This is a genomic window from Anaerocolumna chitinilytica (assembly GCF_014218355.1).
Lineage (GTDB): Bacteria > Bacillota > Clostridia > Lachnospirales > Lachnospiraceae > Anaerocolumna > Anaerocolumna chitinilytica.
On the sequence record NZ_AP023368.1, the window covers coordinates 3948509 to 3964626 of the forward strand.

General features: G+C 41.5%; 14 protein-coding genes. 1 reads left to right on the top strand and 13 read right to left on the bottom strand.

Annotated features, from left to right (window positions below; all coding sequences use genetic code 11):
• Nucleotides 1-59 precede the first annotated feature (59 nt).
• From bsdcttw_RS17135 to mltG, 11 genes are all read right to left on the bottom strand, one after another.
• Nucleotides 60-698, bottom strand: coding sequence for a DUF3793 family protein (locus bsdcttw_RS17135; protein ID WP_185256049.1), 639 nt, complete (start codon nt 696-698; stop codon nt 60-62).
• A 156-nt stretch (nt 699-854) separates the two neighbouring features.
• A complete protein-coding gene (msrA, locus tag bsdcttw_RS17140; protein ID WP_185256050.1) occupies nt 855-1373 on the bottom strand; it encodes a peptide-methionine (S)-S-oxide reductase MsrA in 519 nt (172 codons plus the stop codon).
• 45 nt (nt 1374-1418) lie between these two features.
• On the bottom strand, nt 1419-2111 hold the full coding sequence (locus tag bsdcttw_RS17145) for a GntR family transcriptional regulator (protein WP_185256051.1): 693 nt from the start codon (nt 2109-2111) through the stop codon (nt 1419-1421).
• A gap of 8 nt (nt 2112-2119) precedes the next feature.
• Nucleotides 2120-3727 (bottom strand): mannitol dehydrogenase family protein, encoded by a 1608-nt coding sequence (locus tag bsdcttw_RS17150; protein WP_185256052.1) that lies wholly within the window; start codon nt 3725-3727, stop codon nt 2120-2122.
• Between the two features lie 30 nt (nt 3728-3757).
• The gene (uxuA, locus tag bsdcttw_RS17155) at nt 3758-4825 is read right to left on the bottom strand and encodes a mannonate dehydratase (protein WP_185256053.1); all 1068 of its coding nucleotides are present in this window, start codon (nt 4823-4825) and stop codon (nt 3758-3760) included.
• A gap of 240 nt (nt 4826-5065) precedes the next feature.
• Nucleotides 5066-6265, bottom strand: coding sequence for an exosporium glycoprotein BclB-related protein (locus tag bsdcttw_RS17160; protein WP_330602235.1), 1200 nt, complete (start codon nt 6263-6265; stop codon nt 5066-5068).
• Between the two features lie 406 nt (nt 6266-6671).
• A complete protein-coding gene (locus tag bsdcttw_RS25080; RefSeq protein WP_185259853.1) occupies nt 6672-8891 on the bottom strand; it encodes a collagen-like protein in 2220 nt (739 codons plus the stop codon).
• 139 nt (nt 8892-9030) lie between these two features.
• Nucleotides 9031-10797, bottom strand: a complete 1767-nt coding sequence (locus tag bsdcttw_RS17170) for a methyl-accepting chemotaxis protein (protein WP_185256055.1) — start codon at nt 10795-10797, stop codon at nt 9031-9033.
• Between the two features lie 173 nt (nt 10798-10970).
• Entirely contained in the window at nt 10971-11384 is a 414-nt protein-coding gene (locus bsdcttw_RS17175; protein ID WP_225903691.1) for an Hsp20/alpha crystallin family protein, read from the bottom strand.
• A 176-nt stretch (nt 11385-11560) separates the two neighbouring features.
• Nucleotides 11561-11740: a hypothetical protein gene (locus tag bsdcttw_RS17180; protein WP_185256056.1), complete on the bottom strand. Its 180-nt coding sequence runs from the start codon at nt 11738-11740 to the stop codon at nt 11561-11563.
• Between the two features lie 57 nt (nt 11741-11797).
• Nucleotides 11798-13156: an endolytic transglycosylase MltG gene (gene mltG / locus bsdcttw_RS17185; RefSeq protein WP_185256057.1), complete on the bottom strand. Its 1359-nt coding sequence runs from the start codon at nt 13154-13156 to the stop codon at nt 11798-11800.
• 396 nt (nt 13157-13552) lie between these two features.
• On the opposite strand from mltG, the gene bsdcttw_RS17190 reads away from it, so the two are divergent.
• Entirely contained in the window at nt 13553-14509 is a 957-nt protein-coding gene (locus bsdcttw_RS17190) for a S8 family peptidase (protein ID WP_185259855.1), read from the top strand.
• Nucleotides 14510-14611: 102 nt separating this feature from the next.
• Here the strand turns inward: bsdcttw_RS17190 and bsdcttw_RS17195 are convergent, their stop codons facing one another.
• Nucleotides 14612-15166 carry a rubrerythrin family protein gene (locus bsdcttw_RS17195; protein ID WP_185256058.1) on the bottom strand — a complete coding sequence of 185 codons (555 nt, stop codon included), beginning with the start codon at nt 15164-15166 and terminating at the stop codon, nt 14612-14614.
• 107 nt (nt 15167-15273) lie between these two features.
• Nucleotides 15274-16116, bottom strand: a complete 843-nt coding sequence (locus tag bsdcttw_RS17200; RefSeq protein ID WP_185256059.1) for a 2-oxoacid:ferredoxin oxidoreductase subunit beta — start codon at nt 16114-16116, stop codon at nt 15274-15276.
• Nucleotides 16117-16118 lie beyond the last annotated feature (2 nt).

Below are 16118 nucleotides of genomic sequence, written 5' to 3' on the forward strand. Positions count from 1 at the left end.
TATACTTTCCTACGACCTGGATTATGATAACATTAAACCCCTTAGCTGTCAATTGCCTTTCAAACCCTCTGCAGAGTAATATAAATCTCTGTTAATGGCCTTCCTGCGAAAAACAGACTCACCGCTGTTTTTCTGATAAAAGTGTATAACTCAAAAGTTCTCCTGGCCTCTTCCGGGTTATGATAAACCTTCCAATAACCGCAGAGAATATAGTTCTTACCGTTATTTCTGATATACTCCTTCACATCACCTGCAGGATATCCAAGAAAGATTCCTATTTCATGGGGAAATCCATTCTCAAGGCCAAGATTCTTATTCTGCTGATAGCGACTGTATCTGCCTTCCAGAAGTTCAATTGCAGCATCCAGGCTGCTGTTATCTGACAAATACCCATGTTCAAAAAGTAATGGATTCTCTCTATTTTGGTATATGATGTCGTTGAGCAGGCCCTGATTATAGATTATAACAAATAGTTCATCATTTGCCTCACAAAGTACCCGAAAACAACAGTCAAAATCCTCACATTCGTCCATAAGTACTTTAAAGAAATTATCTCTGCTGTCAATATACCGTTTACGGAAACCGACAAGACTGGATGGTTTTTGTTTCACAAGAGTAGGCATACAACTGTTAGCCAGTGTAAATGCAACATAAGAAGAGGTTTTGTTCTCTCCTATTAAAAAAATATCTTCACTCATACAGTTCTCCCACAGGCCAGCATCTGATAATCGTTCTCATATAATTGTATTCTGCAACAGCTGTCTGGGTCAACAAGCTTTTTGAGAACAATTATCAATACATGCCTTTCAACATATTTTTAGGATAGAATCTGTAATTTTGTGAATTTTATGAGCTTATTTCACTGCCATTTTAGCCTTCTCGAATTTATCCGGTCTGATATGACAGTATCCGGTTGGGTTCTTATCAAGATATTTCTGATGATATTCTTCTGCCAGATAGTAGTTTTTCAAAGGCAGTACTTCAATAGCTATGGGCTTGTCGTATTTTTTTTGTAATTGTTCGATAGAACCCTTTATCACAGGTAAATCCTCTTCCGCTATATAATATATACCAGTACGATACTGGCTGCCTTCATCTTCACCCTGCTTATTGACAGAAACAGGATTAATGACATCATAATATAATTCTAAAATAAATGCTAAATCAATTTTTTCCGGATCATAAACCACATGCACCGTTTCAGCATGTCCGGTATTATTATGGCATACCTCCTGGTAAGTGGGATTCTCTGTATTTCCGTTGGCGTAGCCTACACTGGTGCTCCGTACTCCCTGAATACCAGATATATATTTTTCAGTTCCCCAAAAACATCCGCCGGCAAGGTAAATTTCTTTTTCAGATATATTAGACATTACTAATTACCATCCTTATTATCAATTTAGTATATTATCTAATTATTATATCACAGTAGATTCCTTTTTAAAATATTCACCATAATTCTTTCTTAATGCTTCTTCATCCAGTTCATAACGTGAAAGATGCTTTGTGATAACTGCCCTTGCAGCCTGTTTGTCATGTGACTTAATCGCTTCAGCTAAAGCTCTGTGATCTGAGAGAATCTTAGAATCCTTTACGACTGTCAAGCTAAGTCTTCTTACTCTGTCAAAATGTGTCATCATACCATTTAGCAAATGATAGGTGAATTCTTTCCTGCATATCTTAAAGAAAATCTCATGAAACTCATTATCCAGTGTAAGCAGTTTATTTTCATTGGCACTATCCTGATACACTTCCTGCAGCTTTAAGTTTTCTTCTAATTCCATTATCTCTTTTTCACCTGCACGGTCACAGGCTTCTTCTACAATAGCGGTCTCTAATATCAGGCGTATACATCTCGCTTCTTCTACCAGCTCATGATTAATCAGTGAAATATAACTTCCTCTTTGGGGGTATATCTCAACTAATTTTATCTTATTTAATGCAATAAGTGCTTCTCTTACCGGCGTTCTGCTAATTCCAAGTTCTTTTGCCAGTTCATTTTCACTAACCAGGCTTCCCGGAAGCAACTCCAGGGAAATAATATTATGCTGTATAACTCTGAGTGCGTACTCACTGGCAGTTTCTTTTGTTAATCTTTTCAGTATTTCCATACGTTATTTCATTCCTGTCCAAGATATTTTACTAAGGTATTGTAAACGGCATGAGTTCCTTTTGTCATTTCAATAAAATAACCTTCTACCTGCTCCCCAAGGCCTGCTTCATAAAGATTTAGACCGAAAATATCCTCTCTGCTTAATAACTGCTGCAATCTGCTATGGACATCACTTTCCATTCCAAGCTTGATATCTCTAAACATCGGAGTAAGTGAAGCCAATGCGGGATCAGGACTTAAAGCAAAGGGATTTCCGCTGTCGTCTATACCCATTAAGTACCGGCACCAGCCAGCAAGCACTAAAGGAATAATTGTAAGCGATGGTTTGCTTTCTTTCCTTAAGTAAGCCTTTATCGTTTCCCCAAAACGTATACTTAACTTTAACGAAGTATCACAGGCTATCCTTTGCGGTGTATCCGGAATAAAAGGGTTCGGTAATCGTTTTGTCAGTACTTCCTCCAGGAAATGCTCCGGCTTAATAATACCAGGATTATGTACCACTGGCAAGCCTTCTTCATATCCCAGCTTATAAACAAGCTTTTTCAGCTCCTGATCCTGCATTTCATCACTTATTTTCTCATAACCTAATAGGCAGCCGAATATTGCAAGTGCTGTGTGGAGCGGATTTAGACATGTGCAAACCTTCATTTTTTCTACTTGATCTACAGTTTCCTTTGTTGTAAATATAACACCTTCCTTTTCAAGTTTGGGTCTTTCAGCAGCAAAATCATCTTCTATTACAAGATACTGAGGTTCCTCTGCATTGACAAAGGGTGCACAGTAAGTATTTCTGCTTGTAGTACAGACACCTATATCCTCAAGACCTGTAGCAAGCAAATGCTCCTCCACTTCCTTAGCCGGTCGAGGTGTAATCTTGTCGATCATAGTCCAGGGATAGGTTATCTTATGCTTGACATACTCTAAAAACCTGAAATCAACTCTGCCGCTCTCCACCCACTTTTCTGCAATCAGAAGTACTGCTGCCTTTAATTTCGTTCCATTGTGAGAGCAGTTATCCATACTGATAAGCGTAAGCGGCAATTCACCTGTTTTAAATCTTTCATAACAAAGAGCAGTCAGCTTACCCATATAACTTCTAACCTGGTCAGGCCCTTGCTCGAAATCATGAAGTACTTCTTTTGTATATTGTTGTTCCTGGTCAGTAAGGCTATATCCTTTTTCTGTTATTGTAAAAGATGCTATCTTCAGACTTGGAGCCTGAAATATATTTATTAATCTAGACCAGTGTTGCGTATTCCCCGTATCCATACAAAGAGCTTCTGCCACACTGGATATAATTGCTTTTTCAATGTTGCCATCAGGCTGCAATGTAGCTAATATACTTAAATTATTATACCTATCATATATTTTTTCAATAATTTCATAATCAAAGCCTTCCGCCACGATAATACCTGTCTTTTGTATTCCATCATTTAATAATTTTTGACAAATATATGCCGGAAAGGCTCTAAATATATTTCCACCGCCAAAGTGAATCCATTCCGGTGTTTCCAATGTTTCCTGACGCATCCTATCAATATTAAAATGCGGCAGTTCGTAGCCTTCTGTTACCCATTTTTTCTCGTCTTTTAGCCCTTCCAGAGAAAGTTTCATTTCTTTATCTCCTCCTATCCGATGTCTATCCTATACTCCCTGTTTCTGAACAGCCTCAATTAATCCGTTCAAATAACAGGCCCCTAGTGCTCTGTCATATAAACCATACCCCGGCATAGAAACCTCGCCCCAGATACTTCTTCCATGGTCAGGGCGTACCGGACCATGAAACCCGGCTTCATTTAATGCTTTTACAATAGCATACATATCAAGAGAACCATCTCTTGATAAATGAGCTGCCTCATCAAATTTACCTGGTGCAAGATGCTTTATGTTTCTTAAATGAGCAAAATGTATTCTACCGCGTGTCGCATTAATTATCTCACAGATATCATTATTCCTGTTGGAGCCAAGAGAACCGGTGCATAAAGTCAGACCATTAAATTCACTGTCAACTGCTTTAAGAATACGAAGGATAGATTCCTTGCCTGTTACAATCCGAGGCAATTGAAATACAGGCCAGGCAGGATCATCAGGATGTATAGCCATTTTAATTCCATACTTTTCGCATACCGGTTGTATTGCTTGTAAAAAATAAACCAAATTATGAAAAAGTTTCTCACTGTCAACATCTTTATACTGTTCAAATAAATCTTTTACTTTTTCAAGCCTCTCCGGCTCCCAGCCCGGAAGTATAAAACCATTGCTTTTCTTATCAATTGCTGCAAACATTTTTACTGGTTCAATTGTATCAATCAGTTCCTGATCATAGGATAATACCGTTGAACCATCCTCTCTTTTTTTAGCTAGATCGGAGCGGGTCCAATCAAATACAGGCATAAAATTATAACATATCATAGTTATGCCGCTCTCTCCAAGGTTTCTTAATGTCTGTATGTAATTATTAATATAATAATCCCTTTCTTTATTACCTATCTTTATAGCATCATGAATATTTACACTCTCAATTCCTTTTATACCCAATCCCCATTCACTAATTTCCTTTTGAAGCTTTTGAATCCGTTCTTTCGGCCAGACTTCTCCGGCAGGAATATCATATAATGTAGTGATAACACCTTCCACCCCTGGAATCTGCCTGATCTGCTCCAAGGTAACAGAATCATATCTACTGCCAAACCAACGTAAAGTCATATCCATAATAATTACCTCCTATATTTTTAACTTGTATACTAGTATATTTTACTTTGAACTTCTTGTCAATTCCTAGAACATCAAAATATTTCTGACCTAAGAATACAAATAGCAAAAGGGATATCTCTGCAACAAGATATCCCTTCAACATTAATTAGGAGGCTATAAAATTATTATTAATTCACGGTTACTTAAGAAATATTAAGCAATCGCTTATTGTGATTAGCATTAATACTCGGTTAATCTTTATTCAATACCAAGTCCGGCACTTGCATAACCAACAAGAGTGGTAGCAATTCCGGCACCGGTTATTACAGCTACTGAGAATATCAATAACAATCTGGTTTCAGCTGCTACAGGGATAGCAAGACCTGTAGTAATTCCGCTGACTCTGTCGCCAATCGAGATCACACCGGTAAGGGCTGGAGTCAAATCTACTACCGCACCAGGTATGGCTGTGAACTGATTATTGAAAGAAGAGGCGCTGTATAACTGTGCAGTAATCTGAACAGTGGTACCAATAAGACTGATACCTGCATCCACGCTAAAGTATGCTGCCAAAGATCTTATTATGCCATCTCTTGGCATTGAAAATGCAAAGTTATTAATATTGGTAGTATCTATTATTCCGCCAATGATCTGAATACCTGTAGCTGAACTACCAAAACCAACTGCTGCCGTGGTACCAACCAAACCACCCAGTATTGTTGTTAACGTTACAATATTACCAGATGCATAAGGTATAATAGTTGTAGATCCAGGTGCTCCTGCTGGCCCGGTGGCTCCGGTGGCTCCAGTTGCTCCGGTTGCTCCAGTTGCTCCGGTTGCTCCAGTTGCTCCTGCCGGTCCCTGAGGACCTGTGGCTCCGGTTGCTCCTGCCGGTCCCTGAGGACCTGTGGCTCCTGTGGCTCCGGTTGCTCCTGCCGGCCCTTGAGGTCCTGTTGCTCCAGTGGCTCCGGTTGCTCCGGTGGCTCCTGCCGGCCCTTGAGGTCCTGTTGCTCCTGTGGCTCCGGTGGCTCCAGTTGCTCCGGTTGGCCCTGCTGGTCCTGTTGCTCCGGTTGGCCCTGTGGGTCCTTGGGGACCAGTGGCTCCGGTGGCTCCTGTGGCTCCTCTAGCTCCTGTGGCTCCGGTTGCTCCGGTGGCTCCGGTGGCTCCAGTTGCTCCTGTGGCTCCGGTTGGCCCTGCTGGTCCTGTTGGTCCTGTCGGTCCTGTTGGTCCTTGCGGTCCTGTGGCTCCGGTTGCTCCTGTGGCTCCTCTAGCTCCTGTGGCTCCGGTTGCTCCTGTGGCTCCTGCTGGTCCTTGCGGTCCGGTTGCTCCTGTTGCTCCGGTGGCTCCTCTAGGTCCAGTTGCTCCAGTTGCTCCTGTGGCTCCTGCTGGTCCTTGTGGACCTGTAGCTCCAATTGGTCCCTGCGGTCCAATCGGCCCTTGAGGTCCTTGCGGTCCCATAGGTCCTCTAGGTCCAGGAGGGCCAGGAGGTCCAGGAGGTCCAGGAGGTCCGGGCGGGCACGGCGGCGGGCATGGCGGCGGGCATGGCGGCGGGCACGGCGGCCTGCATGGATCCGGATTACAGCCATTAGGCCTTCCGGGATTCCATCCATATAGATTTGCAGCACTAACAATCATGTTGTCTTGGCTATCAGTTAAGGATTTGCTTTTTGACGAATCTCTACTATTCATGCAAAAACTCCTCTCCATTGAAATAGGATTTTGAAATCCTACTTTAAATATATGACAAATACACTGATGTGTTACTATAAATCTACATTATTTGCGCTCTCATATATGTAATATACAAAGATTTAATTTAGCATAAAATAAGGCGTCCTTAACCGGGCGCCTTATTTTCATTTAATTATGATAATTTTAAAATAGTAAGGGCTGCTACTACGCTGCCTGGTGCAAGATCAGGGAAAGTGATGGAAATAAAAGAGTCGTTGGTAACTGTGATAGTAGCTGGTACGGTTGTTACCTCTACGATAGCAGTAATTTCTACTCTAATTGTAGTAGCTGTATCACCTGTTGTTCCTCCCGGAACGGGAGTTCCATTCAGATTAATGGATACAGATGTGAGAGTTCCCAACACGTTTGCTTCGAACATTATTAGATAGGCGCCTGCCTCAGTCAGTACGGTATCTGTATCATTCGGTAATAAAATTCCATTGGGTGAACTTGGTACATTACCTGTATCAAATACAAATTCAGCACCACCAGCTATCGTTCTGTCAGAATTTGTGCTATAACGGAAAATATAAGAATTGACTCCAGCTGGACCTGTGGCTCCGGTAGCTCCTGCTGGTCCTTGTGGTCCTGTGGCTCCTGTGGCTCCAGTTGCTCCTGTTGCTCCTGTGTCTCCTACTGGTCCTTGTGGACCTGTTGCCCCTGTAGCTCCTGCTGGTCCTTGTGGACCTGTGGCTCCTGTTGCTCCTGTGGCTCCTGTGGCTCCTTGTGGGCCTGTGGCTCCAGTTGCTCCCGTAGCTCCTGTAGCTCCTGTAGCTCCTTGTGGACCTGTGGCTCCTGCCGGACCTTGAGGACCTGTGGCTCCGGTTTCACCTTGTGGGCCTGCCGGACCTTGTTCTCCTTGCGGACCTGTCGGGCCTGTGGCTCCTGCAACGCCTTGCGGACCTGTGGCTCCGGTTTCACCTTGCGGGCCTGCCGGACCTTGTTCTCCTTGCGGACCTGCCGGGCCTGTGGCTCCTGCCGGACCTTGCGGTCCTGTGGCTCCGGTTTCACCTTGCGGGCCTGCCGGACCTTGTTCTCCTTGCGGACCTGCCGGGCCTGTGGCTCCTGCTGGTCCTTGCGGTCCTGTGGCTCCTGTTTCACCTTGCGGGCCTGCCGGACCTTGTTCTCCTTGCGGACCTGCCGGGCCTGTGGCTCCTGCAACACCTTGTGGACCTGTGGCTCCGGTTTCACCTTGCGGGCCTGCCGGACCTTGTTCTCCTTGCGGACCTGCCGGGCCTGTGGCTCCTGCAACACCTTGTGGGCCTGCCGGACCTGGTTCACCCTGTGGACCTGCTGGGCCTGGTTCACCCTGAGCTCCTGCTGGGCCTTGTGGACCTGCAACACCTTGTGGACCTGTGGCTCCGGTTGCTCCTGCAACGCCTTGCGGACCTGCCGGACCCTGTTCTCCTTGCGGACCTGCCGGACCTTGCGGGCCTGTGGCTCCTGTGTTTCCTGTGGGGCCTGCGGGACCTTGTGGACCTTGTGGACCTGCCGGACCCTGTGGGCCTGTAGCCCCTGTTTCACCCTGTAAACCTGTCGGACCCTGCTCTCCCTGGGGACCTGCGGGGCCTGTGGCTCCTGCCGGACCTTGTGGGCCTGTGGCTCCTGTATTTCCTGTAGGACCTACCGGACCTTGCGGACCAATTGGACCTTGAGGACCTGTGGCTCCGGTTTCTCCTTGTAATCCAGCTGGCCCCTGTTCTCCTTGCGGGCCTGCGGGACCTGTGGCTCCTGCTGGACCTTGCGGGCCAGTGGCTCCTGTTTCTCCTTGCGGACCTGCAGGACCTTGTTCTCCTTGCGGTCCCTGAGGTCCTGTTGCTCCTGCAGGACCTTGCACTCCTGCCGGACCCGGCTCTCCTTGCGGACCTGCAGGACCTGGGTCTCCCTGCAATCCTTGTGGACCTATTGCTCCAGTAGCTCCTGTAGCTCCTGTTAAACCTATTGGTCCTTGCTCTCCTTGCGGACCAGTAGGGCCAATTTCACCGGGTGCTCCTGCGGGACCAGTTGATCCGGTTGCTCCGGTTGCTCCTGCGGGACCTTGCAGTCCGGGAGGGCCTGCTGGACCTGCAGGACCTCTAGGACCCATCGGGCCTATCGGACCTTGTGGTCCTTGTTGTCCTTGTTGTCCAGGAGGTCCAGGAGGGCCGGGAGGTCCGGGAGGGCCAGGTGGGCAGGGCGGTGGGCAGGGCGGCGGGCCAGGATTAGGCGGACAAGGGGAATTTGATCCACCGAAATCACCAGGACGGCCTGTATTCCATCCACCGTTATAACTGGTTGCTGAAACGGTAGATTTATCATCTTTTTGATGTTTACCTGCTTTTCCAGAGTCTGATGAATTAAAACCAGCGTTCATGCAAAAAGCTCCTTTCATGAATTCAGGATATAATACCTGCACAATAATATAAGGGAAGCTCTTTTTGCTTCCTATCATATAAATATGATAGTTACGCTGTTTTGTGTATGTAATTTCTTTTTTAATTTAGAATAAAAATTTATGCGATAGAATACTCATTTAAATACTTTTCAAGCTTATCTGCCTGAATTATGAATTCTTCACTCATCGCAGCACTTTCTTGCGCGGCTGCAGAATTTTTTTCTATAATCGGTGTAATATCTCTTAAAAATAAATGTGTATTTTCTAATTCCTCTTGAATAATACCGGTATTAGATGACAAATTTTCCATTACCTTATTCGTTTCCTCCGCTAACTTTACAATCTTAATAAAATTTCCGGCTGTATTATCCGCTTGCTTAATTCCTAATCCGATTGCATTTACAGTACTATTAATTAATCCAGAGGTGGATTGAACCGCCTGACTGCATTTTGCGGCTAATTTTCCAATCTCGGATGCAACTACACCAAATCCTTTTCCATTTTCTCCTGCTCTTGCAGCTTCTATGGCAGCATTAAGCGCTAAAAGATTAGTCTGTTCCGCAATTTGCTCAATAACTGCAATTATTTGTGAGATTTCTTCTGCATGAGAGTTAATATTTCCCATTGCTTCCAATACCTCCATCATGCTGTTATCCCCTTCCTTAGCTGCTTTTACTGCATATTCTGTTAATTCCTTTACTTGTCTGGTTTGATCCGTATTTACATTGATCATATCAACAATTCTGTCTATCTCTGTCATTATTCGATTAATTTTATTATTTTGATCTATACTGCCGTCTGCTACTGTTTTTGCCGTCATAGCAATCTGTGCAGAACCGATTGTTATCTCTTTTGCTGTCACTGATATAGTTTCGATAACTTGCTTTAAGGACTGTATAGTATTCTCAAGGGATATTCTAATAGGTTTAAAATCACCTTCATATTCCAGATCTACTTGAACAGTCAGATTCTTTTCCTCAAGTTCTTTTACGACGTAGGTTATGTTATTTATGTAGTTATTTAATTTGTCAATTGTTATCATAATTCCTTGACATAAAACCCCCATCTCATCCTTTGAATTCATCTGAAGTTCAACATCTAGATTGCCAACCGCAATTTCTTTCATAACTGTCATAATACTATCAACCGGAGAAACGATACTCTTTATTGTTCTTTTCAGAATCTGAATGCAGCTAAACATTCCAGCTATAAACAACAGCACAAATAAACTAATGCTCACTGCAACTTTAACATTAGTATTCTTCATAAACTGCAGACCATAAGATGTAGTAAACTTCTCTAATTCCTCAAACTCCTGTAACATATGGCTATGTATTGGCACATAATCATTTTTATAGGTACTATATATTTCATCCTGTTTGAATTCTTGTGAGCTCTGTAGTATTACTTTTCTGTAACGGCTTGCTTTATCCATTTCTAGTTGTAAGGTCTTAATCGTTTCTTTATTCTTTCCTTTCTGTAAAACAGGAATGGATGATAAATCCTTGATATAAGAATTCAGTAAATCATATTCCTGCTCTGACTCTTCAATATACTTACTGCATAAGTCTTTGTTTTTGGTTATATAACTTCGGTAAATATTATTTTCAATGTTTTTCATGGATATTTGCGCTTTTATAACCTTTTCTTCTGTTGTATATATTTGAAAATGAAATTCATTTATTTTATTTCTTAATGATATTATATTTATCAGTGAGACTGTAACCATAATTAAAACTACTATGCCAATATAACCAAAAGTAATTCGAAACCTTTTACCAATGGGCAATTCATAGATCTTATCAATTCTATCCTTTATACTTATAATTCTGCTTATTTGCTTAATAGCTCTCTTCTGCTTCTTCTCTTTTGCTATCTTCTTCATACAGCCTCCATCTTAGCCCCTTTTTGTTATTCAAATTTAATCTAACAATAGGTTGTAAATCTTATGTTGCTGTTTTGTAAAGTTAATGTAAAAAGGAACGGTCTGATTTTCTTCAAGCAATTCTCTGAAGAAAATCAGACCGTTCCTTTTATTACTGATATTTATTTAAGCTATTACTTTATTTCTATTGATCGGCAACTCTCTTTTGCAGCATCAGTTTTCGGAAGGGTTACCTCCAGAATACCATTATTATATATAGCACTTATATTATCTTTATCAACACCTGCTACTGAAAAAACTCTTTGAAAGGAACTGGTATTTCTTTCTCTTCTAATATAATTTCCTTCCTCTTCGTTCACTTCTTCCTGATGATTGGCTTTTATAATCAATGTATCATTTTCAAGATTAACACTAATATCTTCTTTTTGAAAGCCCGGAAGCTCCGCCTGTAAAAGATAATGATCTCCCTTATCCAATACATCTGTACTGCCTCTGTCAAAACGACGGAAAACATCATCAAAGAAATTGTTAAACTGACTGCTGAATAAAGCTGGTTTGATTTGTTCATATAACATAGGTCTTAACATAAAAATCACTCCTTTTAAAATCAGGGCCTTTCCTTATGTCGGTCCTTTGTTTATTTGTTCTATCTACATTATTTGTTATACATCGTATATAACAAATAATCAATAAACAAAGCATGAACAATTCATAAAAAATTTATTAAATAGAATGTTACAACAAATAGTTGATAAATGACCAATTATTTTCTTAGCTTAGGTGTAATGAGATATAGAAGACTCATAATTACAAAATATACGACAGTAGATACAACGATTTCAGCAACATCTACTGTTTTATCAAATAGATATGAAATCAAAGCATAACAAGCTCCAAAAGTAACTGCTGAAACACCATTTCTAATTAAATTTTTTTTATTCATTTATTCTCCATTAATTCTATTGAACTACTAACTCAGTAAGTTCCGATTTGTTTATGATCAATTCAGAGTACTGCTAAAAAAGTAATTACCTTTATCACTATGGAAATAAAGATATTCAGTCTGCGGAGGATTTAGCGCTGCATCAATTGCCTTCCTTCCGGGATTACAGATTGGGCCGGCAGGAAGTGCCGCACATTTATAGGTATTGTAGTAACTGTTATAGCGGTTAATATCTCCGTCAATAAAAGGTTTTACATACCATTCAACATAGTTAATGGTGGAATCCATCTGTAATTTCATATTCTTGTTTAATCTGTTATAAATTACAGAGGATATATTATTCATGATGTCCTGCTTATTTCCCTCTTTTTCAATGATGGAAGCAATGGTGAGAATCTGATCTATGGAATATCCCAAAGCTGCCGCTTTTTGTTTGTCAGCATCTGTTATTCTAACTTTTCCGTTGCGCAGAAACTTACCGATAGCATCTTCTCCCTTACTGAGCCTGTTAAATTCGTAAGTATCAGGATACAAATAACCTTCCAGGAGGTAGCAGCGGTTGGGATTTGGTTCAATAGCACTGACTAACGGATAGTTAACCGTAAAATCATATTCATTCATAGCTTTATACAGTAGATCTTGGGAGACGCAGACTCCTTTTTTCACTAGAAGAGCAAATGTCTGCGGAAGTGAATACCCTTCCGGAATTGTTACTTTAACTGTTCTTCCTATGTTAGATACCTGGGAAGCAAGCATCAGATTACTTATATTTTGATAAGGATTATATACAATTATTCCACTGAATACGGTGGTGTCATAGCCTTTTGCCTGCATAGTAGCTGCCGTATAATATTTCACTCCATCAGATGATGAAAACAGCCATTTAAGAACCGACATATGTACCATTACTGACTTACTGTCTTTCGATACATATGCAGAATAAGGCATCAGTTTCTTTACTCCCTTTGCACTTGCACTGGAATAGTAAAAGTAAGTACTGCTGCCAATAGTAAATACCAACTTCTTTTTTGTTGTAAAGCTTCTTACCGATACTTTTTTGGTTTTTGTGTCAAACACATATTTTAAATCAGGCATCAGTGCAGTTACCTTTTTTAGGGGTATCATAATATTCCCTGTATCGGTAGCCTCCACTCTTCCGTCCGTATCACCACTAAAATCCTTTAAGGTAACTTTTCCGGCTTTATCTGTTACAAGAATACCATATTGCTTTACCGGCTTGCTTACAACAGCAGTTGAATTATCAGCTGCATCAGATGCCGTTGATGTATCACCTTGTGTTTGATTAGTCAATGCAGTATCAAGGGAATCTCCTCTCACCGGTATCCCACCTGCAACCCCGGTAATAAACACCGCGGTTAAGACAAGTAATCCAATTAGTTTTTTTACCTCTTTCATTTTATTACCTCATTTCTTCCTTGTAGACACATTTCTTCCTTGCATCAGTGTATTTCCTGTTTTCACCAAACCAACTTATATTTTATACCCTTTTCCGGAAAATGCAATGTTTTTCATTGATATTTCGCATAAAGACAAGAAGAGCCCTCATAAAATTAGTATGACTGAGAAGGAAAGAAATGCTGCCATATGAATCAAAAAGAAAAGGTACAAATTATTGTCCGCTGCAGTGACTACGAAAATAACTACAACGAAGTTGCTTCTATGGGAAAGCTGAAATATAAATTGCCAATGATCGACTCCTATGTTATAGAGGTGGAGCCGGATAAATTAGAAAGTATTCAGTCAGATAATCAGTTATGGAGCTACGAATTGGATACTCATATAACAGCGCAAATGAATCGTGTTTCAGATATTATAGAACTGAAATGGGCTCATGATAGAAACATTATGGGAGAAAATATTGGGGTTGCCGTAGTAGATACGGGAATTTGCATGCATAAGGATTTTACGGAAGGAAAGAATCGTATAAAATCTTTTCATGACCTGATTCACGGAAGAATTGAGCCATATGATGACAATGGGCATGGAAGCCATGTATCCGGAATTATAGGTGGTAACGGCTTTCTTTCCAATGGCAGATACTGCGGTGTGGCACCTAAATGTGACCTTATTGGCATCAAGGTCCTAGACCAAAAGGGTGATGGAAACATATCCGATGTTCTGGCCGGCCTTCAATGGATTATTGATAATAAGAACAAATACAATATTCGTGTGGTTAACATATCAGTAGGCACAACCACCAAGGATAATACCGATGAAAATTCTCTTCTTGTCAAAGGTGTTAATGCTGTATGGGATGCGGGAATCGTGGTTGTGGTAGCAGCGGGTAATAACGGTCCGAGTCCAATGTCCATATCAACTCCCGGAATTAGCAGAAAGGTTATAACCGTCGGTTCTTCTGATGATAGGATAACGGTGGAGCTCTTTGGAAATAAAACCATGGACTATTCCGGCAGAGGGCCTACCGCTTCCTGTGTTAAGAAGCCGGATATCGTAGCCCCGGGATCTAATATTGTTTCCTGCGGAACTATGAAAAACTATCAAAGGTACCGCTATAATGTTTTAAATAATCCCAAAAATGATTATACCAATCTCATGTATGCAGTAAAGAGCGGTACTTCTATGGCTACACCTATTGTTACCGGAGCGATTGCTCTACTACTATCCCTCTATCCTTCTCTAAGTAACAAAGATGTAAAGTTAAAGTTACGTGACTGTGCTATAGATCTTGGCTATCCCTGGTCCAAACAAGGCTGGGGACTCCTTAACATCCCAAGACTTCTGCAATGAAAGAAGTCTTGTAGACTTTCTGCAATGAAAAGAAGTCTTGTAGACTTTGTCTACCAAAAAAGAAGCTTTGATGCCACAGCACCAAAGCTTCTTTGAATGTCTTTAGAATTTCTTGTACATTTCTTTTTTAGCACCACATACAGGACAGTTATCCGGCGCACCATCTAAAATAGTATGTCCGCAGATAGGACAGACATATACTGCTTCCAGTTTTATGTCCTGCTTACCCTTTGCAGCATCCTGTGCCTGTTTAAACAGTTCTGCATGGATTTTTTCTGCTTCCAGTGCAAAATGGAAAGATCTCTGTGCTCCTTTTTCGTCCTGGAATTCTGCAGCATTCAGATAAACCGGATACATTTGTTCAACTTCATGAAGTTCTCCGTTTATAGCCCCCTGAAGATTATCAACGGTCTTACCTGTTCCAAATACTGCTCCCGCTACTACGGTAGCATCAGCAGTGTCCCCGCCGATTTCTTTGAAATGGTTACCGGCATGTACCCTTTCCGCATAGGCGATTGCTTCAAATAATTTCGCTATGTTTGGAAATCCTTCCTTTTCAGCCATGGTTCCCCATGTGAGATACCTCATATGAGCCATGCTCTCTCCGCCGTAAGCAGAATGTAGAAAATCACTTGTCATTGCATTTTTAACAGCCATCTCTAACCTCCTATAAGATATGATTTTATATTCAGCCGGAGGTTACCAGATTATTCGCACGAATTATCTGGTAATCTCCAAAGCTTACTTGTTATTTAATATGGTTCTCAAATAAAACTTTCAATCAAATTTTCAAGAGCAATCTTATTTTGATCCTGCCCAATTAGAGTTTTGCCTTCTTTTAATAATTTATGCCTTCTATGGAAATCCAGCTTATCTTCCTTATAAAGTATTCCTGTGGGAATCCAATCCTCTTCCATCGCCATCATCATGGCTGCTTTCTTATCTGTCGGGTCATAATCATCACCTACAGGTCTGACAGCATTCTTGTAATAGGAAAAGGTATTAATCTTATTAAAGCTGATACAAGGCTGCATAATATCTACAAATGCATAGCCGGGATACATAATGGCTTCCTTCATTAATGTCACCAGCTGTTTTGCATCACCACTAAAACCTCTTGCAACAAAACCTGCTCCGGCAGCAATTGCCATTAGCATAGGATTTAGGGGAACATTGATATTGCCGCTGGTCTGAACGGGAGTAACATGCCCCTCCTTACTGGTGGGAGATGCCTGACCTTTTGTTAAGCCATATATTTGATTATCATGGACAAAATGTGTAATGTTCACATTTCTTCTGATATTATGAATAAAATGGTTTCCGCCCTCACCATAGGAATCACCGTCCCCGGAGTCTACAATTACCGTCAGTTTATCATTAGCTATCTTGGCTGCCACAGCAGCAGGCAGTGCTCTTCCATGCAATCCGCAAAAACTATTAGCACTGATATACTGAGGTGTCTTTGCAGCCTGACCGATTCCGGCTACCATTAATACATCTTTGGGTTCTTTCCCAAGCTCTTCCAGGGCTGTTTTTAAACTGTTCAATATGGCAAAGTTGCCACAGCCGGGGCACCATGCCGTCTCATAAGTTTCAAATTTACCCATAC